32 protein-coding genes are annotated in these 25,883 nt (G+C 60.9%); 1 reads left to right on the top strand and 31 read right to left on the bottom strand.

Going from position 1 to position 25,883, the window contains the following annotated elements:
* The first annotated feature begins 95 nt into the window (after positions 1–95).
* A complete protein-coding gene (locus RCH06_RS09300) occupies positions 96–2,585 on the top strand; it encodes a DUF3482 domain-containing protein (RefSeq protein WP_327081176.1) in 2,490 nt (829 codons plus the stop codon).
* Between the two features lie 110 nt (positions 2,586–2,695).
* On the opposite strand, the gene RCH06_RS09295 is transcribed toward RCH06_RS09300, so the two are convergent.
* The 31 genes from RCH06_RS09295 to RCH06_RS09145 form a co-directional block, all read right to left on the bottom strand.
* A complete protein-coding gene (locus RCH06_RS09295) occupies positions 2,696–3,160 on the bottom strand; it encodes a hypothetical protein (RefSeq protein WP_327081175.1) in 465 nt (154 codons plus the stop codon).
* Positions 3,157–3,615 (bottom strand): D-Ala-D-Ala carboxypeptidase family metallohydrolase, encoded by a 459-nt coding sequence (locus RCH06_RS09290; protein ID WP_327081174.1) that lies wholly within the window; start codon positions 3,613–3,615, stop codon positions 3,157–3,159. The genes RCH06_RS09295 and RCH06_RS09290 overlap by 4 nt, the downstream gene beginning before the upstream one ends.
* 117 nt (positions 3,616–3,732) lie before the next feature.
* Entirely contained in the window at positions 3,733–4,248 is a 516-nt protein-coding gene (locus tag RCH06_RS09285; RefSeq protein ID WP_327081173.1) for a hypothetical protein, read from the bottom strand.
* A complete protein-coding gene (locus RCH06_RS09280; protein WP_327081172.1) occupies positions 4,227–4,835 on the bottom strand; it encodes a hypothetical protein in 609 nt (202 codons plus the stop codon). Before RCH06_RS09280 ends, RCH06_RS09285 begins: the two co-directional genes overlap by 22 nt.
* A gap of 34 nt (positions 4,836–4,869) precedes the next feature.
* Positions 4,870–5,613 carry a hypothetical protein gene (locus tag RCH06_RS09275; protein ID WP_327081171.1) on the bottom strand — a complete coding sequence of 248 codons (744 nt, stop codon included), beginning with the start codon at positions 5,611–5,613 and terminating at the stop codon, positions 4,870–4,872.
* A gap of 20 nt (positions 5,614–5,633) precedes the next feature.
* Positions 5,634–7,547, bottom strand: coding sequence for a sialate O-acetylesterase (locus RCH06_RS09270; RefSeq protein ID WP_327081170.1), 1,914 nt, complete (start codon positions 7,545–7,547; stop codon positions 5,634–5,636).
* A 63-nt stretch (positions 7,548–7,610) separates the two neighbouring features.
* A complete protein-coding gene (locus tag RCH06_RS09265) occupies positions 7,611–9,206 on the bottom strand; it encodes a host specificity factor TipJ family phage tail protein (RefSeq protein ID WP_327081169.1) in 1,596 nt (531 codons plus the stop codon).
* Positions 9,206–10,216, bottom strand: a complete 1,011-nt coding sequence (locus tag RCH06_RS09260; RefSeq protein ID WP_327081168.1) for a hypothetical protein — start codon at positions 10,214–10,216, stop codon at positions 9,206–9,208. The genes RCH06_RS09265 and RCH06_RS09260 overlap by 1 nt, the downstream gene beginning before the upstream one ends.
* Entirely contained in the window at positions 10,213–10,581 is a 369-nt protein-coding gene (locus RCH06_RS09255; protein ID WP_327081167.1) for a hypothetical protein, read from the bottom strand. The genes RCH06_RS09260 and RCH06_RS09255 overlap by 4 nt, the downstream gene beginning before the upstream one ends.
* Complete coding sequence (locus RCH06_RS09250; RefSeq protein ID WP_327081166.1) at positions 10,578–11,084, bottom strand: DUF1833 family protein; 507 nt, start codon at positions 11,082–11,084, stop codon at positions 10,578–10,580. The genes RCH06_RS09255 and RCH06_RS09250 overlap by 4 nt, the downstream gene beginning before the upstream one ends.
* Positions 11,081–11,245 (bottom strand): hypothetical protein, encoded by a 165-nt coding sequence (locus RCH06_RS09245; RefSeq protein WP_327081165.1) that lies wholly within the window; start codon positions 11,243–11,245, stop codon positions 11,081–11,083. The genes RCH06_RS09250 and RCH06_RS09245 overlap by 4 nt, the downstream gene beginning before the upstream one ends.
* On the bottom strand, positions 11,242–11,592 hold the full coding sequence (locus tag RCH06_RS09240; RefSeq protein WP_327081164.1) for a hypothetical protein: 351 nt from the start codon (positions 11,590–11,592) through the stop codon (positions 11,242–11,244). Before RCH06_RS09240 ends, RCH06_RS09245 begins: the two co-directional genes overlap by 4 nt.
* Before the next feature lie 9 nt (positions 11,593–11,601).
* Positions 11,602–12,486, bottom strand: coding sequence for a hypothetical protein (locus RCH06_RS09235; RefSeq protein WP_327081163.1), 885 nt, complete (start codon positions 12,484–12,486; stop codon positions 11,602–11,604).
* A complete protein-coding gene (locus RCH06_RS09230; RefSeq protein WP_327081162.1) occupies positions 12,487–15,375 on the bottom strand; it encodes a tape measure protein in 2,889 nt (962 codons plus the stop codon).
* 81 nt (positions 15,376–15,456) lie between these two features.
* Positions 15,457–15,960 (bottom strand): DUF4468 domain-containing protein, encoded by a 504-nt coding sequence (locus RCH06_RS09225; protein ID WP_327081161.1) that lies wholly within the window; start codon positions 15,958–15,960, stop codon positions 15,457–15,459.
* 34 nt (positions 15,961–15,994) lie between these two features.
* On the bottom strand, positions 15,995–16,270 hold the full coding sequence (locus RCH06_RS09220) for a phage tail assembly protein T (protein ID WP_442799632.1): 276 nt from the start codon (positions 16,268–16,270) through the stop codon (positions 15,995–15,997).
* 17 nt (positions 16,271–16,287) lie between these two features.
* Entirely contained in the window at positions 16,288–16,698 is a 411-nt protein-coding gene (locus RCH06_RS09215) for a hypothetical protein (RefSeq protein ID WP_327081159.1), read from the bottom strand.
* Entirely contained in the window at positions 16,695–17,105 is a 411-nt protein-coding gene (locus tag RCH06_RS09210) for a phage tail tube protein (RefSeq protein ID WP_327081158.1), read from the bottom strand. The genes RCH06_RS09215 and RCH06_RS09210 overlap by 4 nt, the downstream gene beginning before the upstream one ends.
* Positions 17,106–17,168: 63 nt before the next feature.
* Positions 17,169–17,519, bottom strand: coding sequence for a DUF3168 domain-containing protein (locus tag RCH06_RS09205; RefSeq protein ID WP_327081157.1), 351 nt, complete (start codon positions 17,517–17,519; stop codon positions 17,169–17,171).
* Complete coding sequence (locus tag RCH06_RS09200) at positions 17,516–17,998, bottom strand: HK97-gp10 family putative phage morphogenesis protein (protein ID WP_327081156.1); 483 nt, start codon at positions 17,996–17,998, stop codon at positions 17,516–17,518. The genes RCH06_RS09205 and RCH06_RS09200 overlap by 4 nt, the downstream gene beginning before the upstream one ends.
* Positions 17,991–18,311: a phage head closure protein gene (locus tag RCH06_RS09195; RefSeq protein ID WP_327081155.1), complete on the bottom strand. Its 321-nt coding sequence runs from the start codon at positions 18,309–18,311 to the stop codon at positions 17,991–17,993. The genes RCH06_RS09200 and RCH06_RS09195 overlap by 8 nt, the downstream gene beginning before the upstream one ends.
* 2 nt (positions 18,312–18,313) lie before the next feature.
* Positions 18,314–18,655, bottom strand: coding sequence for a head-tail connector protein (locus tag RCH06_RS09190; RefSeq protein ID WP_327081154.1), 342 nt, complete (start codon positions 18,653–18,655; stop codon positions 18,314–18,316).
* Positions 18,656–19,018 carry a hypothetical protein gene (locus RCH06_RS09185; protein ID WP_327081153.1) on the bottom strand — a complete coding sequence of 121 codons (363 nt, stop codon included), beginning with the start codon at positions 19,016–19,018 and terminating at the stop codon, positions 18,656–18,658.
* A gap of 68 nt (positions 19,019–19,086) precedes the next feature.
* On the bottom strand, positions 19,087–20,256 hold the full coding sequence (locus tag RCH06_RS09180; protein WP_327081152.1) for a phage major capsid protein: 1,170 nt from the start codon (positions 20,254–20,256) through the stop codon (positions 19,087–19,089).
* A 67-nt stretch (positions 20,257–20,323) separates the two neighbouring features.
* On the bottom strand, positions 20,324–20,995 hold the full coding sequence (locus RCH06_RS09175) for an HK97 family phage prohead protease (protein WP_327081151.1): 672 nt from the start codon (positions 20,993–20,995) through the stop codon (positions 20,324–20,326).
* Between the two features lie 13 nt (positions 20,996–21,008).
* Positions 21,009–22,247 carry a phage portal protein gene (locus RCH06_RS09170; RefSeq protein ID WP_327081150.1) on the bottom strand — a complete coding sequence of 413 codons (1,239 nt, stop codon included), beginning with the start codon at positions 22,245–22,247 and terminating at the stop codon, positions 21,009–21,011.
* Complete coding sequence (locus RCH06_RS09165) at positions 22,247–23,926, bottom strand: terminase large subunit (RefSeq protein ID WP_327081149.1); 1,680 nt, start codon at positions 23,924–23,926, stop codon at positions 22,247–22,249. Before RCH06_RS09165 ends, RCH06_RS09170 begins: the two co-directional genes overlap by 1 nt.
* Entirely contained in the window at positions 23,923–24,477 is a 555-nt protein-coding gene (locus tag RCH06_RS09160) for a phage terminase small subunit P27 family (RefSeq protein ID WP_327081148.1), read from the bottom strand. Before RCH06_RS09160 ends, RCH06_RS09165 begins: the two co-directional genes overlap by 4 nt.
* A gap of 207 nt (positions 24,478–24,684) precedes the next feature.
* The gene (locus RCH06_RS09155; RefSeq protein WP_327081147.1) at positions 24,685–25,047 is read right to left on the bottom strand and encodes an HNH endonuclease; all 363 of its coding nucleotides are present in this window, start codon (positions 25,045–25,047) and stop codon (positions 24,685–24,687) included.
* A gap of 121 nt (positions 25,048–25,168) precedes the next feature.
* Positions 25,169–25,555 (bottom strand): antiterminator Q family protein, encoded by a 387-nt coding sequence (locus RCH06_RS09150; protein WP_327081146.1) that lies wholly within the window; start codon positions 25,553–25,555, stop codon positions 25,169–25,171.
* Between the two features lie 2 nt (positions 25,556–25,557).
* Positions 25,558–25,854, bottom strand: a complete 297-nt coding sequence (locus tag RCH06_RS09145) for a hypothetical protein (protein WP_327081145.1) — start codon at positions 25,852–25,854, stop codon at positions 25,558–25,560.
* Positions 25,855–25,883 lie beyond the last annotated feature (29 nt).

Raw genomic sequence — 25,883 nt, 5'->3', positions numbered from 1 at the left:
CCATGTTGCATGGGTGTTGCCACCTTATGCCAAGGCGCTGGTGTACTGCAAGCCAGGCCAGCCAGCGTCAGTGCCGACTCTGCATAATCACTTTCATGAACCAGGCCCCCAAAAGCATCACGATTGACGAACCACCGGCACGCCGCCTGATGCTCGCGCAGGCAATTGAAAGCAGCGACCCGCAAGGCAAGTTGCTCAGCCCGGTCGAGCGCGAAGAAGTCGACCGGCTTGCGCTACAGTCCGCCAGAAAAGGCTTGCCAGCCCACAATGGCGTGACTGCGCTGACCGACGCCAATGTCCAGGCCTTCTTGCAAGAGCGCGCAACGCAGGTGCTGCGCATCACCGAAAACCGCAATCCGGCGCTGGCGTCGCTGCAGCAAGCCAGCGCCTGGACGCATTGGCTGGGTTGGGCCGCCTTCCTGGGGGCGGGTCTTTTGGGCACCGTCTCTGACCGTATTGCCAATCCGCATCGGGTAGACCTGCTGTCGTTGCCACTGTTGGCCATCCTGGCGTGGAATCTGGTGGTTCATGGCGCCTTGATCGCCAGCTATTTCCTGCACCGGCAGCGCCAACGTCCAGAGCACCCCGCGCCGACGCCCTTGCTGCGCTGGGCCGGCGGCTGGCACAACTGGCATCGCCGTGCGGGCCAGTTGCGCACCCAAGTGACCGCCCTGTTCGTGCGCAACTGGTATGGCGCAACCGCCGCGCTGCAAGCCCAACGGGGGCGCAAGGTGCTGCATCTGGCGGCGGCGGGTTGGGCCTTTGGCATCGCCCTGTCCATCGTGACGCGGGGGCTGGTGGTGGAATACCGTGTCGGCTGGGAAAGTACGCTGCTGAATGCCGACCAGGTGCATGCCATTCTGCGCGTGCTGCTTTTGCCGGCGATGGCGCTGTTTCCGTTTCAAGGCTTCACGGTGCAGGACATCGCCAGCCTGCAATTTGGCAACATCAGCAGCGGCAGCGGCGCGGTTGCCGGCGCGCGCTGGGTCTATCTTTATGCCACTTTGCTGGCGGTCGTGGTGATTTTGCCGCGCCTTGGGCTGGCGATGTATGCCGCCTGGCGCGAGCGGGTGCTGTCGCGGCGCATCGTGGTGAACCTGAACGCGCCTTACTACAAGCGGCTGCTGGCCGTGCTGAACCCGACGCGCATCCAGCTGGGGCTGGTAGCGCTCCGGGAAGAAGACCGGGCTGCGCTGCTGCGCATCCTGCACCCTCGCCCCAAAACGCTGCAAACCCTGGAAAGCGGGCACGAAGGGGCGCTGGCCTTGCTGCGAACAAGTACCGGCGAAGAACTTTTCCTGGCCCGGACTGTGTCGGTCAGCCAACAGCCACCGCTGCAAGCGCCTGTACCCAATAACCCTGCTGGCTGGGGCGAACGGATTTTTGGCCGACTGCTGCCACGGCGTGCTGCCAGCCCGCCTGCGGCGCAAGACAGCCTGCTTCAAAGCACCCCGGATGACAGCGATGCGCTGCTGCTGGTGGTGCAAAACGCTGACGATATTGAAGCGGCCTTGCCGCTACCCGTTGAATCCGGTAAGTCAACGCTGCTGCTGGTCAACGCAGCAGGCCGCACAGAAGCCGATGCGGAAGTCGCCGTCGCGCGGTGCCGCACCCAGGCGCGCGCCCTGGGCCTGTATGCCGAAGTGATCGGGTTTAACAGCTTTGCGAAATGCTGGGTACAAGACCCCGTCCTTCTTGAGGCGCTGGCGCGCAGCATGCCCAGCCATAAAAAAGAAAGCTTTGCCCGGCTGGCGGATGCCTGGCTCAGCCGCAATCAAACGCTTTTTGCCAAATCCATGCAGCTGATTGCCACCCAGCTGTTCAATGCCGCCCGCGAAGTCGAAGAAGTGCGCAGCGCCCTGCCCTATGTCAAAAGGCTGATCAGCCCCAGCGACAGGCAAGCCGACACGCAGGCCAGAAAAGACGCGATGGCTGCCGTGGCCGAACGCTTGCAGCGCGCCCTGCGGCACACCCATGTCCAGTTGCTGCGCCTGCACGGCATTGACGATGCCCAAGGTGCCTTGCTGGAGCAGCCGCTGAAAGAAAAATTCGACTTTCAGGCGCCCATCAACGCAAAAGAAGCCGGCTTTGCAGGCGCTGCCACCGGAGCCGCTTCGGGCGCCTCCATCGACCTGGTCACCGGCGGCATGACGCTGGGCGTGGCAGCGGCGCTGGGCGCGTTGATTGGCGGCGGCGCTGCATTTGCCGGTGCCGCCTGGAAGAACCGGGCAACGTCCGCCGGCACCACGCTCGTCCAGCTCAGCGACGACATGCTGCAGGCGATGACGGCAGCAGCGCTGCTGCGCTACCTGGCGCTTGCACACCTTGAGCGCAGCGCCAGCGACGGCGAGTCGCAAGAAACACTGGCGGGCTGGGAAAACAAGGTGGTTGCAGCAGTTGAGGCCACGAAGGACAGCCTCATTCGCTTTTGGGCCGAGGCACGCCAGCCCCAAGGCAAACCGCCCGCCATTGACGACTTGACCGCCGTGCTGCAAACAACCCTGCGCAGCGTGCTGGAGCGGCTTTATCCGGGCAGCCACGACGGCCAGGAAAGCTTGCTGAACCTTGGGTTGCCTGAACAATGAAATCCTGAAGGCACAATATCCGCATGAACATTGTGATCCTCGAAACCTGTATTCGCTTCTGAAAAACAGAAGTAAATTTTTAAATCTACGCTTAAAGTTACGCTAATCAGTTACGGCACTGCCGGATACCGGCGCTCTTCGATGTCCAGTATCTGGTTGACCTGGTCAGCTACTGCGCCGTAGCTGGCGCGGCAATCGGCGATGGCTCTGCTGACATCTCGATCAGAGGCAGCGGCTTGGGCCGGACTCGCAACGTCGCTGGCAACGGCTCGCACTGGCTGACTACCGATGGCGTTGAGCATGCCGACAGTGCCAGCATCAAGGCAAGCACGGCCAGACAATTTAGCAATTTTTTCACGAGCGTCCCCGAGTTGATTTGATAGCGTTGCCACAGCGCTGGCGTGGCTGTCGGCGGCTTGATCACTGAATTTTCGCCGCTGCCGAGAATCACTTTCGCGCAGCTCCTTGGCCACCAGCTCGCGCTTCGCATCAATCCCCACGTGGTACTTTATGCCTGCCGCACCGCCGGCCGTGAAGATGACCAGCGCCAGCACCAGCTGCAGGGCCCAGCTCATGACAGCGCCCGTATACCCAGCTGCGCGCCGGCGTCGGTGATGGTGATGACGCGGTTGCTGATTTTGTCAGGCGTGCGGGTCGAAACATGCACCCACTGCTTGCCCTTAACGCCCTCTAGAACCAACTGCCCAATGCCCAGCGGGGCCATCAACTGAGACAGCAGCTTGGCGACGGTGTAGGGGTTGCCAAAACCGGGCACCACGATGTCGGCCGCATGCCCCTGCGCGTGGTCGCTTGATGTGACACCACCCACGGCGCGATTGACAGCGGGCGAGCGGTAGCCGCTGGTGACCGTGACGGGCGCGCCCAGCTCAGCGCGGATGCGCTCCAGCATTTCGGCCGTGCGCACCAAGCGCGGTACCAGCTCAGATGCCGGGGTGTTGTCCAGGCCCAGGCGCTGGGCTGTGGTGCTGTTTGTCAGTTCAGCCAGGGAAAAGTGTTGCGTGAGTTTCACAGGAGTCCTTTGTTGACAGGCAATAAAAAACCCGCTCAATGGCGGGTTCGTTGGGATTGAGGGATGAATTGGTTTGCTCAACCTTCCTTCACACAGATTCGAATGCTTGGTCGAAATTCATGATCCATCCTTTGGTAATTCAGTTTTAGTTGCCGCTGCAGCTGCCGCTTTCGCAGCAATCCACCCGACTGCGCCGTCGGTCACAGCAGACAGCAGCCGTTTCGTACTTTCTTCAATTAGCGAGATAAACCCGCCACGCAGCAAGCCTGCAGCAAAAATGCAGCCGACCATGACCCATTGATTGACCGGGCCGCGCGCCGTTTGCCAGATCATCAGCATCAAAAACGCCAGCGCGCCGACGACGAGCGAGATTGCCGCGTCCACCGCGCCTTCTTGCAGCACGCGGTACGTCGGCACTTCGCTGCGCAGCGTCATGCCGGTGCGCACCGCGCCTGCGACCAGCGAGATAAACCCCGCAGTGCCGAAACTGGCCCAGTCGATGCGTTTCCAGAAAAACACGGCCAGGCTGTCCACCCCCGCATCAGCCGCCGCTGCTTGCACCTGCATCGCCGTGGCCAGCAACAAAATCCCGACATACCCGTGCAGCCACATCAAACGCTTACTTGCTCGCATACACCCCCCTGTGCGGTGGGTGCCTTGCTGGCACGGATGACGCGGCTGTTGTGCCAGCACGCCACCAGCAGTCCGGTGACGATCAGCATGGTCGCGCTGCCACGATATGAGTCAACAACATGGGGGATGTCCAATCGGTCGGCAAATGAAGACAGCACCGCGTACCCGATGCCGCCCATGAACAGGCCAACACAGGCCGCGCCCTCGCACCGGCGCGTCAGCGGCGCGTTAGGCACCATCGCCAGCGTGACAATCAGCGGCGCAATCAGCAGCGCAGTCGTGGCGAACCAACACACGACAATCAGCGGATAAGCGCTTTGCGCCGCCAGTTTGTAGGCCCAGCTTGACGGGTAGCTCCAGGCGTAACGCGCAGGCTCCAGCGTTTCGCGCAGCATCCAGATCAGGTCAAACACGGCCCACCACCGGAGCGAGGTGATGACCTGCTCCAGCTTGAGCTTTGCACGCGCGTGCGACTGGCGCTCAAACTCACCGGCCTTGTGCTCCCGGTCTTGCGTCAGCCGCACGGACAGGAGCTGCTCGTTGCACTGGCGCAGATTTTCTGAGAGGTTAGCCAGAACAGCTTTCATGAAATGCCCAGCCCAGCACCAAAAATGCTTGACCTCACACCATCACCACGCCACGCTTCTCCAGCTTGAACTTGAGGTAGTCGCGCAGCTCCAGCAACTGCGCCTGCGTCATCACCGAGGGAAACAACATGGATGCCGCCCAGCGCGCAGGCTGGCTGGTGCTGCTGGGACGCGCACCGAACGGGCCAATGCGAAAGGTGTTAACAGCGGGTGCTACGACTGCTGCCCCTGTAATAGCTTGCATCCCTGTGCCGTCATGGGTGTACAGCGCCGGGCCCGCTGCAGCGCTGGCCGAACTGGCTGCAAAGCCAATAGACCCTGCAGCCAGAGTAGAGATGGGGGCCGTTAATAAGGCTGCACCCCCAGAGAACGCTCCGCCTACGCGCGTTGAAGGCGAGAAACCTTGAACAATGTCGCTGCCGGTAATACCGCTGTGCCAAGTTCCGCACAAACCGCGTTGGAGTCCTGCGCCCCCGGTAATCAAGTCCGCCACCACAATGTAGGTGAACGGGTGCGTCGGGTTCAGCGTGATGCCGGAATTGATGGCGCTGGCGTTATCCCCAGCGAAGCTCATTTCCACGTAGCCCTGCCGGTAGGCAGGAACCCCCGTACCGACCAGCGAAGCATTGGGGATAATGGCATTCGGTGCAAGGTTTTTCAGGCTTTGGGCCTGATCGCCGCCGAACAGCCAAAAGCCGGACATGAGGGAGGCATAGGGGACGGTCTTGTCCACGACATTGGTGAAGTTGGCACCAGCTATTTTGATTGAAAAAGGCATGAGAATCTTTCGAGGGTGGGTTAAATGGTGCGGCTGAACAGGACAGACCAGTTGTGCATTGGCTTGCCAATGGCGGCATAAACCAGCTGGTCGCCTGCTGAGTCGCGCAGGTTGCCACCGCCGCCTGTGTAATTGGTTTTTCCAACCACATTGATATGCCCATACTTGACCGTCCAACCGGGCTGTGGGGGTGTGGCGAACGTCAGCCGCACACGGTTAGGCCCAACAATTGAGACTGCGCTGATAGCTACTACCGCCGAAGCACCGTCGAATACAGTGATGCCTTGATTGACCTGTGCGGGCATGCCAACCGTGTCAAACACCAGGCCCTCTTTGTTGAAGTACAAGTCCAGGGTGTTACCCAAGACAGCATGCTGCACAGGCTTGAGTGGTTGCCAGTCCTTGCCGTCAATGAGCACACGCTTGTAAACAAGTCCGTAATACCCGCCTAACCACTTCGACGACTGGCCTTTCAGGTGGGTTCCATCGTAGAAGTCCATAAAGTAGATCGGTGTGGCTACCTTGAAAAGCGGGGACTCTTCGCTAAGCTCAAGTTGTGCAGGCGCAATCGTGTCACGGGCTGCATAGCCGCTCAGCTGATAGCCAATGCACAGAATAGGACTGATTTGTCCAGTTGCAGCCTTGCCGTCAATCTGGTAGTCGGCAATCATCTGTTTGAGCTTGGATTTGTACGTCCCTTTTGGCATTGCGGCGTCTGACTCGCCCTGCGTCCAAGTGATAGCCTGCCAAGCAAACGACCGCCCGCTGCTGGTTGCGATGGCCTTGCCTGAAGCTGCCTGCGAAATCGACCGCTCATACATGCCAGTTGCACCCCCTTTGCTCAGCCGGTCAATCGTCTCACCACTGTTGCCGTTGCAGCAAGACAGTAGCTGGTAGTCATTCAGGGTGTAGCTCAGGCCATGTTCGGCAGCAATCAACGCCTTGATGTGGCCGGATGTGCCGTACATCGGATTTTCTCCACCCTGCGATGTTTGCGTATTAGCCACGGTCAACGCACTGGCGCTACCGGGACTGGTAGACATAGCACCAAAGCCGATGTTGTCGTACTCTTGCACGGTGGTGAGGGCAGCGTCCGAGCCGCCCGCCAGCGACTGCCCTTGCGTGGCAATAAAATTAAGCTGCGCAGAATAGGTGCCGCCGTAGCGCTCGACCAAGGGTGCGGCTGAACCGGGCTTCTCAAGCGGCGTAGACTCCAGCTTCCCATCTTCCCGCAACCCCAGAGCCACATTGCCCGCCTCATCCCGCACAGTCCAGACATACCCTGGCGTGACGGCATCTTCCACTGCTGCCCCCCCCACCGACTGCGAATCGAACTGGACTTTGGCGGCGCGGAATGTGCCATTGTCTGTGATGCCGATAGCTGCATTGCCGCTGTCGTCAAGAACTGACCACGCTAAGCCAAGCGGGGTTCTTGATGCAATGAATGCACTGCTTGGGTAGCGCCCCTGCTCGACTGCCACGCCTGCCACGTTTTTCCAAAGAATCAGCAAGTCGGTACTGCCGACAACCGGCGTCCAAAAATACTTGTTGGCAGTCGATGTCGTGTCTGTAATACCGATGGCCGTGGTGTCTTTGATGCCAGCGTTGGCCTGCGCTGCGCTCAGGGCAAGCTCTGAGCCGTTCTTGGCCGCCACAGCAGCGTCCTTTGCCGCACCCGCTTGGCCCACATAAGTAGCCGCCACGGCCTCGTCGACTAACGCAATAGCGGCCGGGATAGCATTGGCAACAGCGTTGTTTTTTGCAGCTTCGACGGCTGCAACCTTGGTTGTGATGGCATCTGTTGCCCCCTGCATCGTCTGCTTGATGTGGCCTAGCCGATCTGTTGCCGTCGGGCCCAATGATGTGGCGATGGCGGCGATGTGGTCAACGTCCAGTTTTGCGTTGTTCAAGTCCGTGATATTGATGGCTGGCATGTAAACCTTTCTGAAATAAAAAAAGCGCCTGTAAAAAGGCGCTTTGCGTGGGTTGATGAACGGTCAGTTGATGACGGAGGCTTTGGGCGGAATCGCCGCGTAATCGGCGGCGAAGTAGTCGGGCGAGTAGTTGATGGCGCGCACGGTGCAATATTGCGGGTCGGACAGGTCAATCTCTTGCACCAGCCAGGCCATGGCGCCGCGCGCCGAGTCGGCGGCAAAGCTGTAAATGGTGCGGATGCCGTCGGCGCCGTATTGCGTCGTGATGGCCTCGCTTGGGAGGCTTTGCAGGATGACTTTGTTCGCTGCGCTGCCGGCGGTGACGGGGATGCTTTGCAGCGAGCCATCGCGGCGCATCAGCACAATGGAGTGCGGCAGGCCGGGCGCAAAGGCCACGCCCTGGCTGAGCGTGAGTTCCAGACCCGCCTGCCCGACGACTTCGCCGTCAAAGCACTTGAACCGGGTGTTGTCAACCACGTCGATGCGGCTGTTGGGCAGCAAGCTGCGGGCATCCAGCGTCGTCGTGGTCTCGATGCTGATGCGCTGGCCCACCAGCTTGCGGTATTCGCGGTTGGCCCTGAGCCATGCCTGTGAAAACGAGCGGATACCGGCAATCTCGTACTTCTTCAGTTTCGTGTAGGCGCCACTGAGCGGCAGCGTGATCGTTTCCGACTGGTTACTGTCCGGATCCACATACACGAACTCGACGCCATCGCATTCCGCATCGCTGGCGAACTTGCGCGTGATGGTTTCGGCGTTCGGCTTTTTGTTGCGGTGCGTGAACAGCGCCGTGCTGGCGGCCTGCGCCCGGTCCAGCGCCAGGCGCAGCTTGCCGTTTTGCCGGTAGGCGATGCAAAACGCCGCGTTCGCAATGCTGATGATCGTCTCTTCAAAAGACACGTTGTCGCTGTCGAAGGTGAAATTGAACTGGCCGCAGGCCGGATTCCAGGCGTCGAGCTGCTGCTGCACGCTCCAGATTTGCGCCATATCGACTTCCGTGGCCAGGTCGCGCGCGCCGATCTTGGGGTCGGCACTGACGGCGGCGATGATGTCGACGATGCGGCTGGTCGCCACCAGCGTGCCGCCCGTGAAGCGGCCGGTCGCATCGAGCGTGCCGCTGAAGGTCGAGCCGTTGTACGCTGGCAGGTTGCGCGAAGCAATGCAGTTGACCTGGCGGGACTTGACCGCCGTGGCGCGGGCCGTGGCCTGGGTCACGGTGTGGATCGTCGTCTTGTTGCCGAACTCGGTCTTGGACACCGGGCTGACGCTGTACAGGTCGGCCCACTTGATTTCGTCCTGCACCGTGCCGCTAAACCCGTAGTCGTAATCGGTGGTGCGGCGCATGCGCACGCGGGCCGGGCCGGTCCACGCGGTGGCGTGCTCGACGGTTTCGGCGCGCTCTTCGCTGACGGAGCCCGACAGCGTGCCGGTGACGGTCTCGACGATGCCCAGCGGCGCCAGGCCGGCGCTCAGCTTCTCGATCTCGACGGCATAGCTGACGCTGGCCACGCTCTTGCCGCCGTTGTCCTTGAACAGGCCATTGGGCGCAATGAGGTTGCACCAGACTTCGGTGCGGCCGGCATCGGGCAGCGTGATCCAGTCGGTGCGGTCGCTCGCGCCCACGAGCTGGACGGTCGAATAGATGGGGGTGCTGGCCATTACGCGCTCCCTCCGGTATCAGGTGGCGGCGGGTCGGCCGTGATCAGGTCAGCCGGGATCGTGACCGGCCAGTACATTCCGCTGACGGTGATGGTGCCATCGCCGACGCTAACAATCGTGTACGTGCCGGTGTAGTCGTGGTTTTCATAAAAACCCGGCGAGACTTCGATCGTATAAACATCCATAACAACGGCGATCTGGTCGCCCACGGCGCACACAGCGTTGAAATTGGGCTGTCTGGCGGTTTGCGTGATCACGCCGCCAGGCGCATAGCTGTATTGCGCAGAGCCGGGCAGATGCCCCTGGTTGGGCGCTTTGAGCGTGAGGCCGTCCACCTCGATGGCACGGCTGACCGTCAGCACGTCGTCAATGATGGCGTCGCCAATCAGCAGCTCGGGCGCGTGGCCGCTGTTCGGGCTGGTGAAAGGCCCGTACACCGCGGCGCTGGCGCCATTGATGTCGCTGATCAATGTGTCGCCATCGCGCAGCTGGCTCAGGCTGTAGTAGCCGCGCCCGACGCAGTAGTACCCATACTCGAACTTGCGGTGCCCGATGTACTTGTTGTAGGTCGGCATCATCAGCGACGGGATGCTCTTGACCGTGCCGTAGATGTCTTCGACCCGCTCCAGCAGGCGCACCTGGTTCTCCCGGCTGCCCAGGGCGTTGTTGGGCGACTGCTGGGTGCGGTTGATGTTGCCCGGCAGAACCGGCTTGGGGATCAGCAGGATGGTGGCCACCGTGACCGCCACGGCAATGATGATTGCCCAGGTGAACGGGTCAAACCCGCCCGGGCTTTGCAGGATCACGTATTCGGCGCAGTCGCCGGCCAGGATGGCGCGGGCGTCGTGGCTGATTTCGTTTTCAGTGGACGGCTCGCCCTTGAAGATCTGCACCTTGACCTCGGGCACATCGCCATAGTGCGCCAGCAGCCACTCGGCCAGGCTGGGCGCCTCAAAGACTTGCGGCGCCACCACGGCAAACGGGTGGTCATACAGGCGGATGCGCGTCATGCCTTGGCCCAGAACTGCACGACCTCGAAGGCGTCGCGGATCACCGACAGTTCTTCGTACAGCGTGATGCCGGTCAGGGCGTGCAGCACCTTGCCCTCAAAGTAGATGCCGCAATGGTGAATGCCGACACGCTCGGTCTTGCCCAGCAGCACGATGCACAGGTTCACCGGCTCGGCCGATTCCACGTAGCCATGCTGGCCTTTGCTCAGCGCGATGCGAAACTCCGACGCCATCTGCCGCACCGAGCGGTTGATGGTCCGAAAGGTCAGCGGCGTGGCGCCGGTCTCGGTGGCCACGACGTCGGCCACCAGCGACCAGCAGCCTTGCAGCCCGTAGTCCTTGGCCAGGTAGTCATTGACGATCATAAAAAGCCTCTCAGCATCGGAATGTCTTTCGGTGTGTAGCTCTCGCCGGTGCGCAGCATCGACAGGCGCGGCGAGACGGCGGTGATGTTGGCCACGCCCTTGGCGTAGCTGATGGACTCGACCTGCAGCCGGGCGCTGGCCTGGGGCACGCTCAGGTCATCGCTCAAAAATTCGCGGTAGATGATCACGATCTTTTCCAGCGTGTCCACCGGAATGCGGTCGAGTTCGTTGCGCAGCGTGTTTTCTTCATCGACCGTGGAGATGGCAATGCTGAATTTCTGGTCAAGGTGGCCTTCGCTGCCGGCCAGCTTGATTTCAAAATTCACCGGCCGCATGACCCGCACGACGCCGGACACCGACGTGGTGCTGACGTAAGGCTCGCGCCACAGGTGATAGGTTTCGGACATGGCGCTGTGCCATATCTCCAGCGTCTGCACGGTGTGGATCGTCTGCGGCGCCGAGGCCAGGAAGGTGCGCAGGCGGGCTTCTAGGTTTAGGCTCATGGCGCCAGCACCCGGGTGTCGTGGTTGGCCAGGACGGCCAGGCGGCGCAGCAAATAAGGCATGCCGATGACAGTGGGCACAAAGTTTTTTGCCGTGCCCGCCGGGCCGGAGGCGATCACGCGCAGGGTCCTGGGCGCAGGCCGCCGGATGATGGCGCTCATTTCGTCACCGCCAGGGCCAAACAGAACCGGCCGGCCATCACCACGTCGACGCGCCCGCCAGGGAAGGTCACCCGCAGGTCGTACACGCCGGACTCGCAGCTCAGGGCAGCCGTGGCCGGCGCATCGACCAGCAGCTCGATGATGCCGGTGGCGCCCGCCAGCAACAGGCGGGTGTTTTGCGTGGACAGTTCGAGCAGCACCGGCGTGGCCGGGGTCGCGCGCAGCTGCATGCGGGCCGTGCAGCCGGTCAGGTCGATGGGCTGGCCGTCGTCGTCCAGGTATTCGAAGGACAGCATCCAGGTGGCGCCCTGGTCGAGGCTTAAGGTTTTGTTGATAGCTTGACTCATTTTTTGGCCTTAGAAGTTGAGCACCAGGGTGTCCAGGGTGGCGAAGCGTTCGAGCCTGGCCAGCAGGGCATCGGCATCCGGGCCGAGCACGGTGTAGATGCTGATCAAGGCATCGACCTCGGCATCGGTCATGCCGTAGGCCATGTTTTCAGCTTCGACGACGAAGGACACGGCCATCGCCCGGCCGCCGGTGCGCGCGGCCGAATAGCTGCCCGGCACGATGTTGCACAGGTGCGGCGCGGTGCCGAAACCGCTGTCCAGCGGCATGGTGAACGAGCGCGCGCCCTTCCCGACCAGCCGGTGGTACCAGACAGTCCAGACGGCGAACTCGTCAGGCGTCAACATCAGGGTGACGCTGAATTTCTCCAGGCCCCGGTCGTAGTCCAGCGCATAGGCCGCCACGCCGCCGGCAATGCCGTCACGCACCGCGCCGCCCGCGCCTTCGACTGAATAGGCCGCGACCGTGGGCGTGAAACCGGCTGGCAGCGCGGCCGCGCTCAGCCCGTAGGCCGCCACGGCCGCGTCGCTCAGGCCGTAGGCCATGTTTTGGGCCTCGACGACGAACGACACCAGCGTGACGATGCCGCCGGTGCGCGTGGCCGAGTAGCTGCCGGGCACGATGTTGACCTGGTGCTCGGCGGTGCCCAGGCCGCTGTCGAGCCGCATGCCGAAGCGCACGGCGCCTTTTTTGATCGTGCGTGTGTAAAACAGCACCCACAGCACGAGCTGGCCGGCATCCAACACCAGCGTCACGGAAAAGCGCTGCGTGCCCCCGTCGTATTCCACGCTGTAGCGGGATGGGCCGCCGGCCGTCTCGGTGCGCAGCACGCCGCCCGGCCCGTCGTGCGAGTAGGCCGCCACTGTGGGCACCAGGCCGGTGGGCATGGTGGGCACTTAGCGGCTCCTCGGGGCGCTGAAGTTGCGGCCAAAGGCGCGACTGGTCTTGCTGTTGGGGTCGCCCATCTGCGAGGCCACGGTGCCGACCGCCTCCTGGATGATCAGGGCGCGTTCGGTGGCGCTGATGCGCTGCTCGGTCACCTGGCCGATGGGCGCGCTGGTGTTGTTGACAATGGTCAGCTTCATCTCGCCGCCGGCGCCGCCACCTGACGCCAGTCCGCGAATCACATCGGCCTGCGCCTGGGGCAACACCATTTCTTTTTCGTGCAGCTGCGCGATCGGGTTCTTGCCGGCCGGGATGTCGTAGCCGCCCTCGGCGCTGACCTCGGCAATGGCCATGCCCGCCACCATGCCGGCTCGGGCATAGCCTGTTGCCAAAATAATCCCCGACATAGGCAAGCCGAAGATGCCAAGCTGCCCTTGTGCCTTCTGCGCGGCCACGTTGGTCTGCATGATGATTTCAGCAACGGCGATGGCTTTGCTTGCCAAAAATGCAGCTTTGCCCAGTGCACTTTGCTCTTGTCCGGCCTTTTGCATCAGTCCATAGAGCGCGTCTGCAGTCTCGCCATACATACTGAGCGAATTCATTTCATGTGCAGCCTGCATATCAGCCTTGGCCTGCTCATGCCGGGCGGTCTCGGCTTCCATAACTTCATTGACCAGCCGGACGTTTTCAGCCTTGTCATCGTGGAATTTCTGCAGTTCCTGCATGCGCAGGCCATAGGCCAGCACTTCCTGGTCAACTTCGCTCATCAGGCCGATGCGGATCTGCTCCACATTGGCTGCATTGCGCGCCGTTTCCTTCGTCTTTTCCGCTTCGATCTCGCGGATGGCGTTGATCGAGTCCTGTTCGTCTTTCTGGCGCAAGACCTGACGCTCAGTGGAAATGCGAATCGCTTCCTTGGTCGAGTCGATTTCCTGAGCAATGGCCTTTAGCCGTGCCTCTTGTCCAACGTCAACAGTCAACGTGCCATTGCGAATGTCAGACAGCAGTTTTTCAGACAGCGTCAACTCGTTGGTCTTAGAAATCTGGTTTTGCAGATTTTTTACATAAGCCCTGTAGTCGGCATCCGGGTCTTTGCCTTTTGGCCCCTTTGGGCTTTTTGGCGTTTTCTCTGCAAATTCCTCTCGAATGCGCTTTTCAATTTCTGGCGTGAAGGCCCCGCCCATATCTTTTTTGGCCTTTTTTAATTCGGTGGCCAGCTTTTCTGCTTTGTTGGCATATTTGGTCATCCATTCGTCTGCCTTGGATTGCTGACCCACCGCAGCAATCCCATCGCTCAACTCCTTGACCGTGCCCAGCTGCTTGATGCGCTCGTCATATTTCCCCTGCAGTTCCACCATTTCAATTCGCTCAACGCCAGTCAGCTGGTTGCCTTTGGCTTTGAGCGTGTTTAATTTTCCAAGTGTCTGTGCGGCATCCTGCGCGCCTGCGCTGTCTTGCTTGGCAATTTCAGCCTGCCCGTTTTTAGCCAGGGCCAAGCGCTCGCGCAGTTTATGGATTTGCTTGTCCAGCAAGGCAGTGATCTCACGTGAGCTGGTCTGCGTGCTGGCCAGGGCATCGGCGTTGGCATCCGTGGACGACTTCCCCCACAGCATCCAGGCCGTGACACCCAACCCCAAAATAGTGGTAATGGCGCCAATGGGGCCACCCAGCAGCGCGAGCGCACCTGATGCGGTAGACGCCGCAAGCGAAGCACCTTTTTGCGCAACAGATTGTGCTATCAATGCCTCAGTGTGGGCCACTGAAGCGGCTGCAGCGCGGGCTTGTGCAGGAATCAGGCCATTGGTGGCCACAGCAAGTGCCACAGCACCTTCAGCCGACAGCACAGAGGCACGGAGCTCTGCTACCCGCGCTGTCGCAAGTGCCACCGACGAGGTTGTAGCGGTCACCTGCGCCTGTGCGGATGCCAGTGTCGCCACGGCTTGCGCCTGGCTTGCTGCCATAGCTTTATACGACTCAACGGCAACCCCTGCGGTCCACTGGGCCAGTTTGGAGGCCCCCAGCGTGACGGTGACGCCGGTCAAGAGTCCCAAATTGTTCGTCAGGCCATTGATGCCGGTGGTCAGCACGCTGACAGAGCCGCTGGCTTGCGCTTCAGCACCGACGAACAGCATCACTTCATTTTTGAGATTGACGAAAGCGCCGCTGATGGTAGTGATGGCTTTTGCTTCTTCTCGCAGATCTGCAAGCGCCTTGGGCAAAGACATTGCCAAGACTTCGCTGGTCAGCTTTCCGTCTGTGGCCATCTGCTTGAGTGCGCCCACAGGAACGCCAATACCTTCAGCCAAGGCCCTCATGAGCCGTGGTGCGGCTTCATTGACCGCATTGAATTCTTCACCACGCAAAGCGCCAGAGGCAAAGGCCTGCGACAGCTGCAGCGTGGCTGATGCCGACTCAGCCGTCGTGGCGCCGCTGACTTTCAGCGCAAGATTGACTGTTTCCGTGATGTCGGCGACCGTTTGCTGCGCCAGGCCAAGCTCTTTCGTGCTTGTCATGATGCGGGCATACAGCACGCCAGTGGCGGCTATGTCGGCCTGCGAACCCTTGGCGATTCGCTGCACATCGGCAAATGACTGGACAAACTCGGCCTGCGAGTCGCCCGCGAGTTTGAGCTGTGCCTGGAACTTGGTGTATTCGTCCGTCAGGGTGATGATCTGACCGATACCCATACCCCCCACTGCCACAGTGGCCAAGCTGGCAAGTGCCATTTTTACCGATGCAGCTGTCGCGTCAAGACCGGCCAAAGCCCTTTGCGCTTGCGCGCTGGTGGCATCGATTTTCTTCATCGCTTGCTCGGTCTGATAGGCCGCTTTCCCCATGTCTGCCGTGAACTTGGCCATATTGGCTTCAAGCGAAACGACCAAAGAACCCAATGCGGCCATGTTTTATCCAAATAAAAAAGGCCCACGGGTTAGCGTGAGCCTTGGAATTAAAAAGCCCGAGCGCGGCGGGCTGTGTCTCGGTCAGAAGTTCTTCAGTCGATCTACTGCAGAGTCGTTTTTAAGCGCCTTTCCCATGGATTCAGCAATGGCGTTGAACTCGCTGACGATCTGCGGATAGTCCTGCTTTGGCGGCGAGGCCCACCCGCAACTGGCAATTGCTTTACCATCTACAAGCGTCAACTGCAAACGAGCTTTTCCGTCTTTGGCAATAAAAATGATGTCGTAATTCGACGCGCACGGAATGGAGGGGATCATCACCGAACCGGTGGATAAATTCCAGTTCGCCACGGCCTTGCCGATGATCGTGCCCTCTTTTTCATCCTCAACCCGGTTCACTGCCTTGCTGTTGCCATAAGACAGCGCCAGATAGTTGCGGGCGCTGGTGAACAGCTCTTTTTGCGACTTGCCGGGCGCTGGGTAGTCATAAATGAACTCTCGCTGCTCCGTTGTGATCGGTAGCTGCTGGGGCTGAACGGTCACGCAACCCGTCAAAAAAATAGCACCCGCAAGAATCAAAATATGCATATCAGTCCCTGTTTAGTTGGGGCTAATCATGCCATCAATCCGGCGCCTTCCCGAACATCGCAGCGCGGATCAAATTGCTCTGCGCCACCGGGTCATCCAGCAGCACCGGCTCGGCTTCATCCACCCGCTGGCCGGTGTCGCGCCAGTGAATGAAGTCCTCTGCCTTGTACGGCTCTGGCCGGGCCTTGCTGTCGCGGTTGACGTTTGCCAGTACAGAGACAGCCACGCCGTGCCGCAAGTCGGCTATCGTTTCCCCGAACGGCTCCAGCTCGTAATAAGCCTGCCATTCGGTGAACTCGGCTGAACTGATTTCGAGCTGGGCCTGCCTTACGCTTTTGCCGAGTTCTTTGGCAAGACGGAACCAGAATCGTCGCTCTGGCCGCTTTCTGAGTTTTTTACGGCCTCCTCCACCGCACCGGCGCCCAAACCGTTCAGTCGCATGGCCACGGCCGCCGGCACATCGAGCGACTTGGCGCTTTTGGCATGCAGCGCAGCCATATCCTCGGCAGAAAACAGGCGCTTGCCCGCATCGTCAACAAGAGTCGCTACCAATAGGGCGGCGCTGAATTTACCCATCGGCATGGCTCCATCAGTTGAGATGGCGGCGCGGAATTCGTCGCGTTCCTGGCCGGTCATGGCGCGCACGCGCACGGTGCCGCCCCAGGCCGGAACATGCACGTCTTCGTGCTTGAGGTCGGACGCGCCCAGGATGGCGCTTTTGCTCAGGAGCCCGCTCATGACCACACCACCGGGCCGCTGATTTTGCAATCCACCGAACCCTTGAGCACGGCATTCACGCCGCCGGCGGTCGGCACCGACTTGACCAGCATCGCGAAGGTGGCAATGGCCGCGTCAGGCAGCGTCAGCTTCATGCCGGTCAGGGCGCCGCTGATGCGGGCGGCGCGCACAGCCATCTGGCCCGCATCGGTCTTGAGGCGTTTGATCTCAAAGCCGAATTTGCCTTCATCGACCAGCCCGCTGATGTATTCCATCGCCGTGCTGTCCAGGTCGGTGGTGTCAATGTCGGAGGCCGAGCCGTCCATGCCGCTGAAGGACAAAAGGCCGTTGATTTTGAGCCAGACCGGGACGGCCAGCGTGCCGGTGTTGATGTGCAGCGTGCTGCCTTGGGCGGAAATTCCAGACATAACAATTTTCCTTTGGATGAAAAAACCCGCTCAGTAGCGGGCGGGTTGAGAAACGGGTGCTGGCTACAAATGCCAGATGGAGGTGTCAAGCATCACGCGGTGCAGCTTGGTGTCGGGCTCAAAGCCGTCCTCTTCGGACAGCACGATGTTTTCATTGCTCCAGCCTTTCAGCGCGGCCTTGACCGCGGCAGCCGTGCTTTGCGCCGCGCCGTAGCTGGCCGCCCACACATCGATCTGCAGGCGGGTGTTGATCAGGTTGCCGGTGCCGCCGTTGGCGTCGAGCGTGGCCTGCTCGATGGCGGTGATACGGGAATAGGTGATGTAAGGCGTAACGGTTGACGCGGTGCCCGCCGGGTAGGCGCGTCCGGCCACGGCGCCTGACACCAGCGCGACGAAATCGGTTTGAACGCTCATGTTTTGGCCAACTCCCGTGCATATTTTTGGATGCGTTCGTCGAGCTTGGCGCCGATGCCGTTCACGGCATCTTCTTTCTTGGTCTCGAAGGCCGGGCGCAGGAAGGGGCGCGGCGCCATCTTCGACGTGCCGAACTCCATGAAGCGCCAGTAAAACGTGGTGCCGTCGTCCTTGTAGGTCTTGCCGGCCTTGCCCGACTGCTTGTTGGCCTTGTTGTTCGCATACTTGGCCACACCCTTGCGCACGCCGACGTAAAAGGTTTGCTGCATCGGGCCGGACTGCTCGCGGATCTGCTTCTGGTAAAAATTGGCCTTCAGCGCGCCGGTGTCTTCGGGCGCCTTGGCGATGGCTTCTTTCTTGATGACGCCGGCGCCGGCGTTGACGGCTGCGCGCAGGCCGTTGCGCGCCACGCGCTCGGGCAGCTCGCGCAGGGCGGCGGCGAGTTCCTTGAAGCCGGTCAGTTGCATGAATTCAGACACTGGCAATTCCCCTCTCACACATCAGCAGCAGTCCGTCTTGGCTTTGGCGCAAGACGGCCAGTACGTTGTAAATATCGGTCTTGTGCATGACCCGCATGGCTGCCACGATTCCAGGCCTACAGCGGATCAACACCTTTGTGGTGACCGTGGCCTGTGTCGCTTGTGCAGCAATGAACTCGCGGCCTGACAAGTCGGTGACGCTGGCCCACACGGTCACCACGTCAGCCCAGCCAGCCAGCGGTTCGCCGTAGGCATCTTGCCCGGTGGCAGGCGCTTGGATGGTGACGCGCTGGTCAAGTTTTCCGGCTTGCATGGTCACATGCCCATCCCGACACGGAACGGCTGCAGCAAATCATCTACGCCCCTGGGCAACTCGGTCGCTGTGCTGCCGGTGTTGACCGACTCGCGGTTGGCGTACAAATGGCCCAGTGTCAACAGCACAGCCGCCTTGATCATGTCGTTCACCACCATCGGGTCGCTGCCGGCCGTGCCGTCCAGCACGGCGGCGGCCAGGGTCGCACTGTCGGCATACACATTGCGGTTGAGGTGCTGCATGGCGGCCTCTCCGGCAGCACCCAGCCACAGCGCAATCAGCGCGTCGTCCTGGGTGCCGTCCACCCGCAGGTGCAGGCGTGCGGTGGCGATGTCGACCAGCATTTATTCGCCTTCGGCTTCGGTGGTTTTTTCAGCGGCTGCGTCTGCTGCAGCGGGTTCGGCCTTTTGGCCGTCAGCGGTGCTTGCCTCGCCGGCTGAAACCTCAGCGTTGGCAATTTCGGGGTATGGCGCGGCGTCTTCAGCGGGCTTAGGTGCCGTTTTGGGTGCCTGACGCCGCACCGAAGCCGCTTTTAGCATCACGGTGAGGGGGGTTGCTTTTTTGGCTTGGGTGTATTTGGCCCCGTTGGCTTCCTCAACCAGGTGCTTGGCAAAGGCGGCGTCGGTGCGCAGAATGTCGCCCGTGTTCAGCGTGCCGTAGCGCTGGGTAATGACCATGCCGGTGATCTCGACTTCGACTTGTTCCATGAAATAACTCCTGAAATGCAAAGGGCCTGACGCTTGGCCAGGCCCCTTGCCGATTGAAAACCCGGTGCTTACGCGGGAACGAGAGCGCCGTAACGGGCAGCGGCCGGCTTTTCAACCGTGAGTGCCAGGCGGCGTTCGGCGCGGATGGTCAGCAAGTTGAGCTGGAAGTTGTTTTCGTCGGAGTCGCTGATCTCGACCACCACGCCTTCGCGGTTGTGAAGCGTGGCGGCCTGGGCCAGGCTGCCGACCCACACGTTGCCGGCCGTCATGGCGTTGGATGCCACCACCGGGCGGCCGAATAGGCTTGGCGGCACGCTGGAGCCGGGGTCGCCCAGCAGGTAGCGGCCCTGGCCGTCTTTGGCCAGGCGCATGGTCCACCAGTCGCCCGTGTTAAGGATCACGACGTCGGACGGGTAGTCGGCCAGTGCCGCGTCACCCATCATCTTGCCGATCAGGTCAAACCGGTTGGTGGGCGACAGGCCCAGCGCCGTCAACGATGCAGCGGTGTAGCCGTGGGCGGTGAAGTTGCCGGCATTGGTCAGGCCGTTGAGGTTGGGCGCGGTGCCATTGCCGGCGACCAGCTGGTTTTCAACCCGCAGGTTCACGCCATAGATCATGCGGCGGTTGATGTACGCGGCCAGGGCGGCGTTGTCCATCGCCAGCTGGCGCGTGATCTTGATGAAGTGGGCAATGGTGCTGACGGGCATGGTGCCGGGCACGAAGGTCAGGGAGCTTTGCGGCTTTTGCACGCCTTCAGCCGTTTCGGCAGCGGCATTGGTGAAGACGTTTTCACGCACCCAGTCGATGGCGTTGGAGGTGGTCGGAATGCTGGTCAGCAGGTCTTCGATGGTGAAGACGCGGAAGGCGCCTTCGACGATGCCGGGGCGGCGTTCGCTGAAGGTGTTGCCGATGGCGTTGGTGATGGTGTTTTTCACCTCCATCCGCACGCTGCCGCGCTGATCCGGGCTCTTCAGGCGTGCCTGGTAGCCGGCGCCCTTGACGAACTCGGCGCCCGGGCTTTCGACCTTGACTTCATCGTCTTTGGTGGCAGTGGATTTTTGCTCCAGGGCCAGCATGCGGTCGGCCAGCGTGCGCTGCTCGATGCCGATGGTGTCGAGGGCGGTCTTGGTGTCTTCAGAGACTTTGCCCAAAGACTTCATTTCGCCGTCGGCTTTTTGCGACATGGCGGTGAGTTTGCCTTCTACGGCGTCGAGTGCTTTGAGGATTGCTTCAGACATGCTGATTTGCCTTTTTAAAAATGAAAAAACCACCTGAAAAGGTGGCCAAAGGGTGGAACTGATACGCCTATGCGGCGAGTTTCTGGATTCGGGCCAAAATCTCGCCGATTCTTTTCGCCTCGCCGTCTTTTTGGGCATCCCGCCCGTCAAAGATCGTCTTGGCGCGGGAGACAATCGCCATGGCCTCCCATTTGCCCAGCCCTGCATCCCGCAGCAGCCGCTCAATATCTCGCTCTGTCTTACACTCAGGCAACAGCGCTTCAAAATCAACATTCTTCACGTCAACAATGCGCGCGGCGCTGTCGGCAGGAAACACCACGGGCGATACCTCTACCAACCTTGTCCACTTGTGGATCAGCCGGCCGCCCTGGTCGGTGCTTTTGAAGTCGCCTTTGGCCAGCATGCCGCCAATACTCAGGCCATCGAGCGTTTCATGCAGCATGGCGGCACGAACGTCTGACGCCAGGCTGTGATTCGGGGTCGTCTCGCCCTCGACCCAAAAACCGTGCGAATCCTCGTCTGCATTGGTGTATTTACCCACCGGCATGTCCCACTTGTGCATGTAAAACATCTTGGGCATGCCGTAGTCGCGCAAAGTGTCAAGGAATGCGCCTTTTTTAATGGTGTCGCCGTATGAATCAAGGCCGTCCCACACCGACGCATAGCCCTTGAAGGTGCCCGTTTCAGCATTGAATTTCAGCTCAGTGGCTGACAGGCTAAGTGTTTTTGTCAAATTCATGGTGTGATTTCTTTCATTGCGCGATGACCGTGCCGCCACCGCCCGAAGCGGCCTGAACTTTTCCCAAGCTAGACACCGGCACAAGGTTGGACTGGGCGTGCAGCGTCTCGGTGCCTTCGATGTAAGGCCAGCCTTCGAGCTGGCGCGCCTCGGCGATGTTGATAACGCCGTTTTGCAGCAGCCGGGCATAGTTCTCTGCGCGGTCTTTGGGGTTGCCGCGCAGCAAAGCGTCCAGGCTGAATTCAGCGCTCATGGTGGCGCGCTGGCGCGGGGTCATGACACGCTTGCGCACCGCCTGCTCGATGTTGACCAGCATGGGCCGCAATGAAAACTTGTGAAAGCCGTCAACGATCTCGGCAATGCCGCTGCCCCAGGTGGTGACGTTGGCGTGGTGCACCAGCACCGGCGGCACGTCAAACCAGCGGCATATCTCTTCGATGCCAAAGTTTCGTGTCTCCAGCAGCTGCTGGTCTTGCGGGCTGATGCTGAGCTGCTGGTATTTCATGTTGGCTTCGAGCACAGCCAGGCGTGAGGTGCTGCCGCTGGCCAGCTCGGCGTAGCTGGCGCGCAGGGATTCGCGCTGTTTGTCTTTCAGAATGGTGTCAATCATCAGCACGCCGGTCGGCTTGCCGCTGTTGCCGAACACCTTGGATGCGTTGTCTGCGGCCTTGGCTTGCTCGTCGGTGGTGGCGCGCATGAATTCGAGCTTGGACAGGCCAACGGTGCCGTTGCCCAGATTCTTCAGGTGCAATACGTTGGTTTCAGCCAGTATGGCGACGCTGCCATTGATGGTGTATTCGTAGGCCATCGCGCCGTCATCCAGCACAAAAGGCGTGACCTGGTCGGCGGGCATGGGCCACAAAGCCACCGCTTCGCCGTCGGCAGCACGGTCGATGCGCGCATAGGCGTTGCCGCGCAGGTCGTGGTTCATCATCATGGCGCGCCAAAATTCAAAGGGCGTCATGCGTGAGTTGGGCGTGTCGTGCAGCAGCGCATACAGGCGCGCGGTTCGGGCCAAGGTTTTTTGCCCTGCTTTTTGCTCGTAAACGAAGAAAGGCAGGCTGGCCACGGCGCTGGCGCGGCGCTCAATGCAGGCCCACACGGCGCTCATCTGCAGCGCGCCATCGACACCCAAGTCGCGGGCGATTTCAGTCAAGGATGAACCGGGCTTGGTGCTTTGCTGCCCCCCGCTTTCGCCCAAGGCCCCGCCCCAGCCAAACCAGCGGCCCACTGTCGTGAAAATTTTTGCCATTACATGATGATCGGGTTGTTGATGACATCATCAAAGTTGTCAACAGGTAGGTTTTGCAGCGCCCGGCCGAGCGCCATGAGCATGGCCATCGGGCCGTCGATCTTGTTTTCGGGCCGCTCTTTGGTCGGGCTGCGCAATTCGTTGAACTTGGACACCTTGACCACCAGGTTGCTGACCATCCAGGTCATGACCGGGTTGCCGTCAAATACCAATTTCTTTTCCAGCACCAGGTTCTCGACCTGGATCAAAGGCGGCGTAAAAAACAGGGCGCGCTGGGCAATTTCGACCAGTGGCAGGCCTTCTTCGATCAGCTTGCCGGCAAAGTACATGCTCAGCGCCGGGTCAAAGGCAATTTCCTGCACGTCAAACAGGCGGCAGTAGCTGCGCATGTCTTCGGCCAGCACGTCAAAGTCGGTGATGTCGCCGTCGGTGACGATGACGTGGCCGGCCCGGGCCCAGCCGCTCAGGTGCGCATTGCCGCTTTCCTGCACGGCCAGCTCGTTCAAGTACAGACGCGTGCACACATGCCACACGCCATCACGCTCGAACACCAGGCACAGCGCGGCGAAGTCTTTTTTCTGCGCCAGGTCCAGGCCCATCCAGCATTTCTCGCCGGCAAAGTCGGGCAGGTGCAGCGTGGTGTCGGCGCATTTGGCCCAGGCCACCATGTCCATCCAGGCGCTCTCGCCGTTGACCCAGACATTCAGGCGCTTGGTGAAAAAGTTGTTGCGGGAGCTTTCAGAGTTCTCGGCGTTGCGGCTGGCGGCTTCCATGTCGTCGCGCAGCACAGATTGGAGCCAGTTCGGATTCGCTTTGGCCCAGCTGGCTTCAATAAAAGGGTTGTCGCCGTCGTCTATCGAGTAAATCACGCCGAAAGTGCTGTGGTCATCGATCACGCCGTCGAGCACCTTGGTCAGATAGGTGCGCCGTTCGTAGCAGATGCCGCTCAAATCAGTGCCCGACGTGGTGATGTTCCACAGCAGCGACTGCTCCCGGGCACCCCGGGCGGTGTCGATCACGTCGTACACGGCGCGGGTTTTGTGCGCATGCAGCTCATCGAGCACGGCGAAATGCACGTTCAGGCCGTCGAGCGTGCTGCCTTCAGCGGCCAGCGGCTTGAAGGCGCTGGCGGTTTCGCGCACCGTCAGCGCATGTTGCAGGATAGCCAGGCCCAAGTCGCGCAGGCCTGGCGAACGCTCGGCCATGGCCTTGGCGTCGTCGAACACGATGCGCGCCTGGTCTTTGGTCGTCGCAGCACTGTAGATCTCGGCGCCCTGCTCGCCGTCAGCCGTCAGCATGTACAGGGCGACGCCGCTGGAAAAAGTAGATTTCGCATTTTTGCGAGGTACCTCCAGGTACACGTCGCGGAATCGGCGCAGGCCGGTGTCCTTGTGCACCCAGCCGAAAATCGTTGTCAGGATGAATGACTGCCAAGGCCCCAGCTCGATCAGCTTGCGGTCGCGCGCCCACTTGCCCTTGATGTGCGGCAGCAGTTCAATGAAGCGACATGGCCTGGCGGCGGCGGCTTCGTCGAACACCCATGGCCATTCATCGGACACGGGTTTTGCCAGGTCGTCTTCCTGGCGTTGCACGGCCAGCCGGACCCACTTGCAAGCAGGGACCAGGCCTTCAAGCACGTCGCGCATGTAGCCGCGTGCGGCGGCAATGTGGTCAGTCATCGAACGAGGGCAAAGGCGGCGAAGCCTTGGGCCGTGGGCTTGGCTTCGACGCCGGGCAGTTCTTGCTGCAGGTAGTTCGACGGCTGCACCCGGGCGCGGGCCGCTGGCGACAGGCCAAAATGCATCAGGTAGCGGTTGACCTGCTCGCGGTGCGACTTGATCAGCTGCACCATCACGCTTTGCTGGGCGTAGCCGCTGGGCGTGACCGCATGGCTGGCCTCGTACACGGCGTCGGCATACTTCTTGCCGCTGGCCTCCAGCAAATCGACCTTGCCGTTGAACGCGGTTTCCAGTTCAGTCATCCGGCCCACCGCCTGGCAGTACAGCCCGAGCGCGGCGCGGTCCAGGCCGCTGACCAGGCCGAGTTCTTCCAGCAGCGGCGTGATGCGCTTCCATTCCTTGCGCGCCTCGACGCCCAGGTGCTTGGGCATCGACGGCACTTCGACGCGCGGGTTCACGCCGTCCGATAAATCGAGCGCGCGCTTGCCGGGGTTACCTTCCAGCAACTTCAGTGCAGCTGGCTTCGGCAGTGGTCCGCGTGATCCAGTCATACTGAAATTCCTTGCTACTTAATTGATAGCTCAAAAGCCATACCCGACAAGCGGGAGAGTACCCCTCCCCCCGAAACCTGCGCGTGTGAAAAAAGAGGGGAACGGTCGGTTTCCGGTGGCGAGGGTTTTGACTTTTTTACCCCCCCTGGGTGCCTAAAAATGAGGCAGATGCCCAAAAAACAGGCAGATGCTTAAAAAACAGGCATTTCAGGCAAATCGTGACCGGCGCAGGCCTCGCACCGCTTCAGCCTTGCTTTTGACCTCATGGCAGGGCTCGCACAGCCCTTGCACGTTGTCGGCATCATCCGCACCGCCTTCAGCCAGTGGCGTGATGTGGTCCCGCTGCGTGGCCAGGGCAACCCGGCCTTGACGCTCGCATGCAGCACACAGCGGATGCGCGGCAAACAAAGCAGCTCGCATCGCCTGCAATCGCCGGCCCGTGATGCGCTTCGTGGCGGTGACAGGCTTGTTCCATACCGGCTTGGGATGCTTGGCACAGCGGCCCGAGCCGTCATGCACCAGGGCACCGCAGCCGACTTTCGTACAAGGGCGTGGTGCAGCTTTGGGCATAAAAAAACCCCGCAAGCCAAAAGCCGACGGGGTTGAATAAAACGCTGAGCCTGATGCGGAATGCACCGAAGCCACAGCTTGCCTGAAATGTACCTGAAGTCTCTATGTGGACAAACTATTTCTAACGCGCGTTGCGGCGTGTGTCTTGCGCCGCCTTGCGGTCGGTGTACCACTGGGCCAGCTTGACATCGGCCATGCCCAGGTTGCCCGCCACGGTGGACTCAGCGCGGCCCAGCGCCCGGGCTGTGCCCTTGATGCCGATGCCCTTGATGTAGTACAGCATCAGCGTCTGGAACAGGTGCGGTGCCGGCACCTTGAGCGCGCTGACCGCTTTGTCCATGACCGACGCATCGACCTCATCGACCGGCAGGATGACTTCATGATCCCGGTCAACCACACATGCCAGAAACACCGACTGCGTGGCATAGCCCAGGCCACCGGCCCGGTTGCGTTCTGCCCACAGCGCCCAGTTGTCCAGCGCCTGCTTGACCCATTCAATGCGCGCCATATTCAAGCCTGCCCTTCAGGCGTATGGAAGATGCACACGAACGAACAACCGAACTCCACCATCAGTTTGGCCACATGGTCAGGCAGCGGCCCCGTGGCAAACGGCGTGCCCACCACCCGGCCACCCTCAAATGCGTAGAAGCAATTGGTCTCACCGCGCAAGCCACGACGCACCAGCTCAAACGCCACGTTGCCAATCTCAGCGGCCTTTGCCTTGATGGCCTTGTAGGTCTCAGGCATGTACGTCTGAATTTCCACGATCTTGGCACTGACATCGACCTTTGCTGTCTGAGTGTCCATACTGTCCATCCTTTTCTATAGAGGTAATA

It is taken from the genome of Polaromonas sp. CG_9.5, from assembly GCF_035984465.1.
Classification (GTDB): Bacteria; Pseudomonadota; Gammaproteobacteria; order Burkholderiales; family Burkholderiaceae_C; genus Polaromonas.
Note: the sequence above shows the minus strand (reverse complement) of the source record. Positions and strands in the feature narration are given on the sequence as shown.

What these genes read in the sequence shown, in the direction of transcription:
- RCH06_RS09300 (WP_327081176.1), top strand. Translation starts at nt 96, where the DNA reads ATGAACCAGGCCCCCAAAAGCATCACGATTGACGAACCACCGGCACGC.
- RCH06_RS09295 (WP_327081175.1), bottom strand. Translation starts at nt 3,160, where the DNA reads ATGAGCTGGGCCCTGCAGCTGGTGCTGGCGCTGGTCATCTTCACGGCC.
- RCH06_RS09285 (WP_327081173.1), bottom strand. Translation starts at nt 4,248, where the DNA reads ATGCGAGCAAGTAAGCGTTTGATGTGGCTGCACGGGTATGTCGGGATT.
- RCH06_RS09280 (WP_327081172.1), bottom strand. Translation starts at nt 4,835, where the DNA reads ATGAAAGCTGTTCTGGCTAACCTCTCAGAAAATCTGCGCCAGTGCAAC.
- RCH06_RS09275 (WP_327081171.1), bottom strand. Translation starts at nt 5,613, where the DNA reads ATGCCTTTTTCAATCAAAATAGCTGGTGCCAACTTCACCAATGTCGTG.
- RCH06_RS09270 (WP_327081170.1), bottom strand. Translation starts at nt 7,547, where the DNA reads ATGCCAGCCATCAATATCACGGACTTGAACAACGCAAAACTGGACGTT.
- RCH06_RS09265 (WP_327081169.1), bottom strand. Translation starts at nt 9,206, where the DNA reads ATGGCCAGCACCCCCATCTATTCGACCGTCCAGCTCGTGGGCGCGAGC.
- RCH06_RS09260 (WP_327081168.1), bottom strand. Translation starts at nt 10,216, where the DNA reads ATGACGCGCATCCGCCTGTATGACCACCCGTTTGCCGTGGTGGCGCCG.
- RCH06_RS09255 (WP_327081167.1), bottom strand. Translation starts at nt 10,581, where the DNA reads ATGATCGTCAATGACTACCTGGCCAAGGACTACGGGCTGCAAGGCTGC.
- RCH06_RS09250 (WP_327081166.1), bottom strand. Translation starts at nt 11,084, where the DNA reads ATGAGCCTAAACCTAGAAGCCCGCCTGCGCACCTTCCTGGCCTCGGCG.
- RCH06_RS09245 (WP_327081165.1), bottom strand. Translation starts at nt 11,245, where the DNA reads ATGAGCGCCATCATCCGGCGGCCTGCGCCCAGGACCCTGCGCGTGATC.
- RCH06_RS09240 (WP_327081164.1), bottom strand. Translation starts at nt 11,592, where the DNA reads ATGAGTCAAGCTATCAACAAAACCTTAAGCCTCGACCAGGGCGCCACC.
- RCH06_RS09230 (WP_327081162.1), bottom strand. Translation starts at nt 15,375, where the DNA reads ATGGCCGCATTGGGTTCTTTGGTCGTTTCGCTTGAAGCCAATATGGCC.
- RCH06_RS09225 (WP_327081161.1), bottom strand. Translation starts at nt 15,960, where the DNA reads ATGCATATTTTGATTCTTGCGGGTGCTATTTTTTTGACGGGTTGCGTG.
- RCH06_RS09215 (WP_327081159.1), bottom strand. Translation starts at nt 16,698, where the DNA reads ATGAGCGGGCTCCTGAGCAAAAGCGCCATCCTGGGCGCGTCCGACCTC.
- RCH06_RS09210 (WP_327081158.1), bottom strand. Translation starts at nt 17,105, where the DNA reads ATGTCTGGAATTTCCGCCCAAGGCAGCACGCTGCACATCAACACCGGC.
- RCH06_RS09205 (WP_327081157.1), bottom strand. Translation starts at nt 17,519, where the DNA reads ATGAGCGTTCAAACCGATTTCGTCGCGCTGGTGTCAGGCGCCGTGGCC.
- RCH06_RS09195 (WP_327081155.1), bottom strand. Translation starts at nt 18,311, where the DNA reads ATGCAAGCCGGAAAACTTGACCAGCGCGTCACCATCCAAGCGCCTGCC.
- RCH06_RS09190 (WP_327081154.1), bottom strand. Translation starts at nt 18,655, where the DNA reads ATGCTGGTCGACATCGCCACCGCACGCCTGCACCTGCGGGTGGACGGC.
- RCH06_RS09185 (WP_327081153.1), bottom strand. Translation starts at nt 19,018, where the DNA reads ATGGAACAAGTCGAAGTCGAGATCACCGGCATGGTCATTACCCAGCGC.
- RCH06_RS09180 (WP_327081152.1), bottom strand. Translation starts at nt 20,256, where the DNA reads ATGTCTGAAGCAATCCTCAAAGCACTCGACGCCGTAGAAGGCAAACTC.
- RCH06_RS09175 (WP_327081151.1), bottom strand. Translation starts at nt 20,995, where the DNA reads ATGAATTTGACAAAAACACTTAGCCTGTCAGCCACTGAGCTGAAATTC.
- RCH06_RS09170 (WP_327081150.1), bottom strand. Translation starts at nt 22,247, where the DNA reads ATGGCAAAAATTTTCACGACAGTGGGCCGCTGGTTTGGCTGGGGCGGG.
- RCH06_RS09165 (WP_327081149.1), bottom strand. Translation starts at nt 23,926, where the DNA reads ATGACTGACCACATTGCCGCCGCACGCGGCTACATGCGCGACGTGCTT.
- RCH06_RS09160 (WP_327081148.1), bottom strand. Translation starts at nt 24,477, where the DNA reads ATGACTGGATCACGCGGACCACTGCCGAAGCCAGCTGCACTGAAGTTG.
- RCH06_RS09155 (WP_327081147.1), bottom strand. Translation starts at nt 25,047, where the DNA reads ATGCCCAAAGCTGCACCACGCCCTTGTACGAAAGTCGGCTGCGGTGCC.
- RCH06_RS09150 (WP_327081146.1), bottom strand. Translation starts at nt 25,555, where the DNA reads ATGGCGCGCATTGAATGGGTCAAGCAGGCGCTGGACAACTGGGCGCTG.
- RCH06_RS09145 (WP_327081145.1), bottom strand. Translation starts at nt 25,854, where the DNA reads ATGGACACTCAGACAGCAAAGGTCGATGTCAGTGCCAAGATCGTGGAA.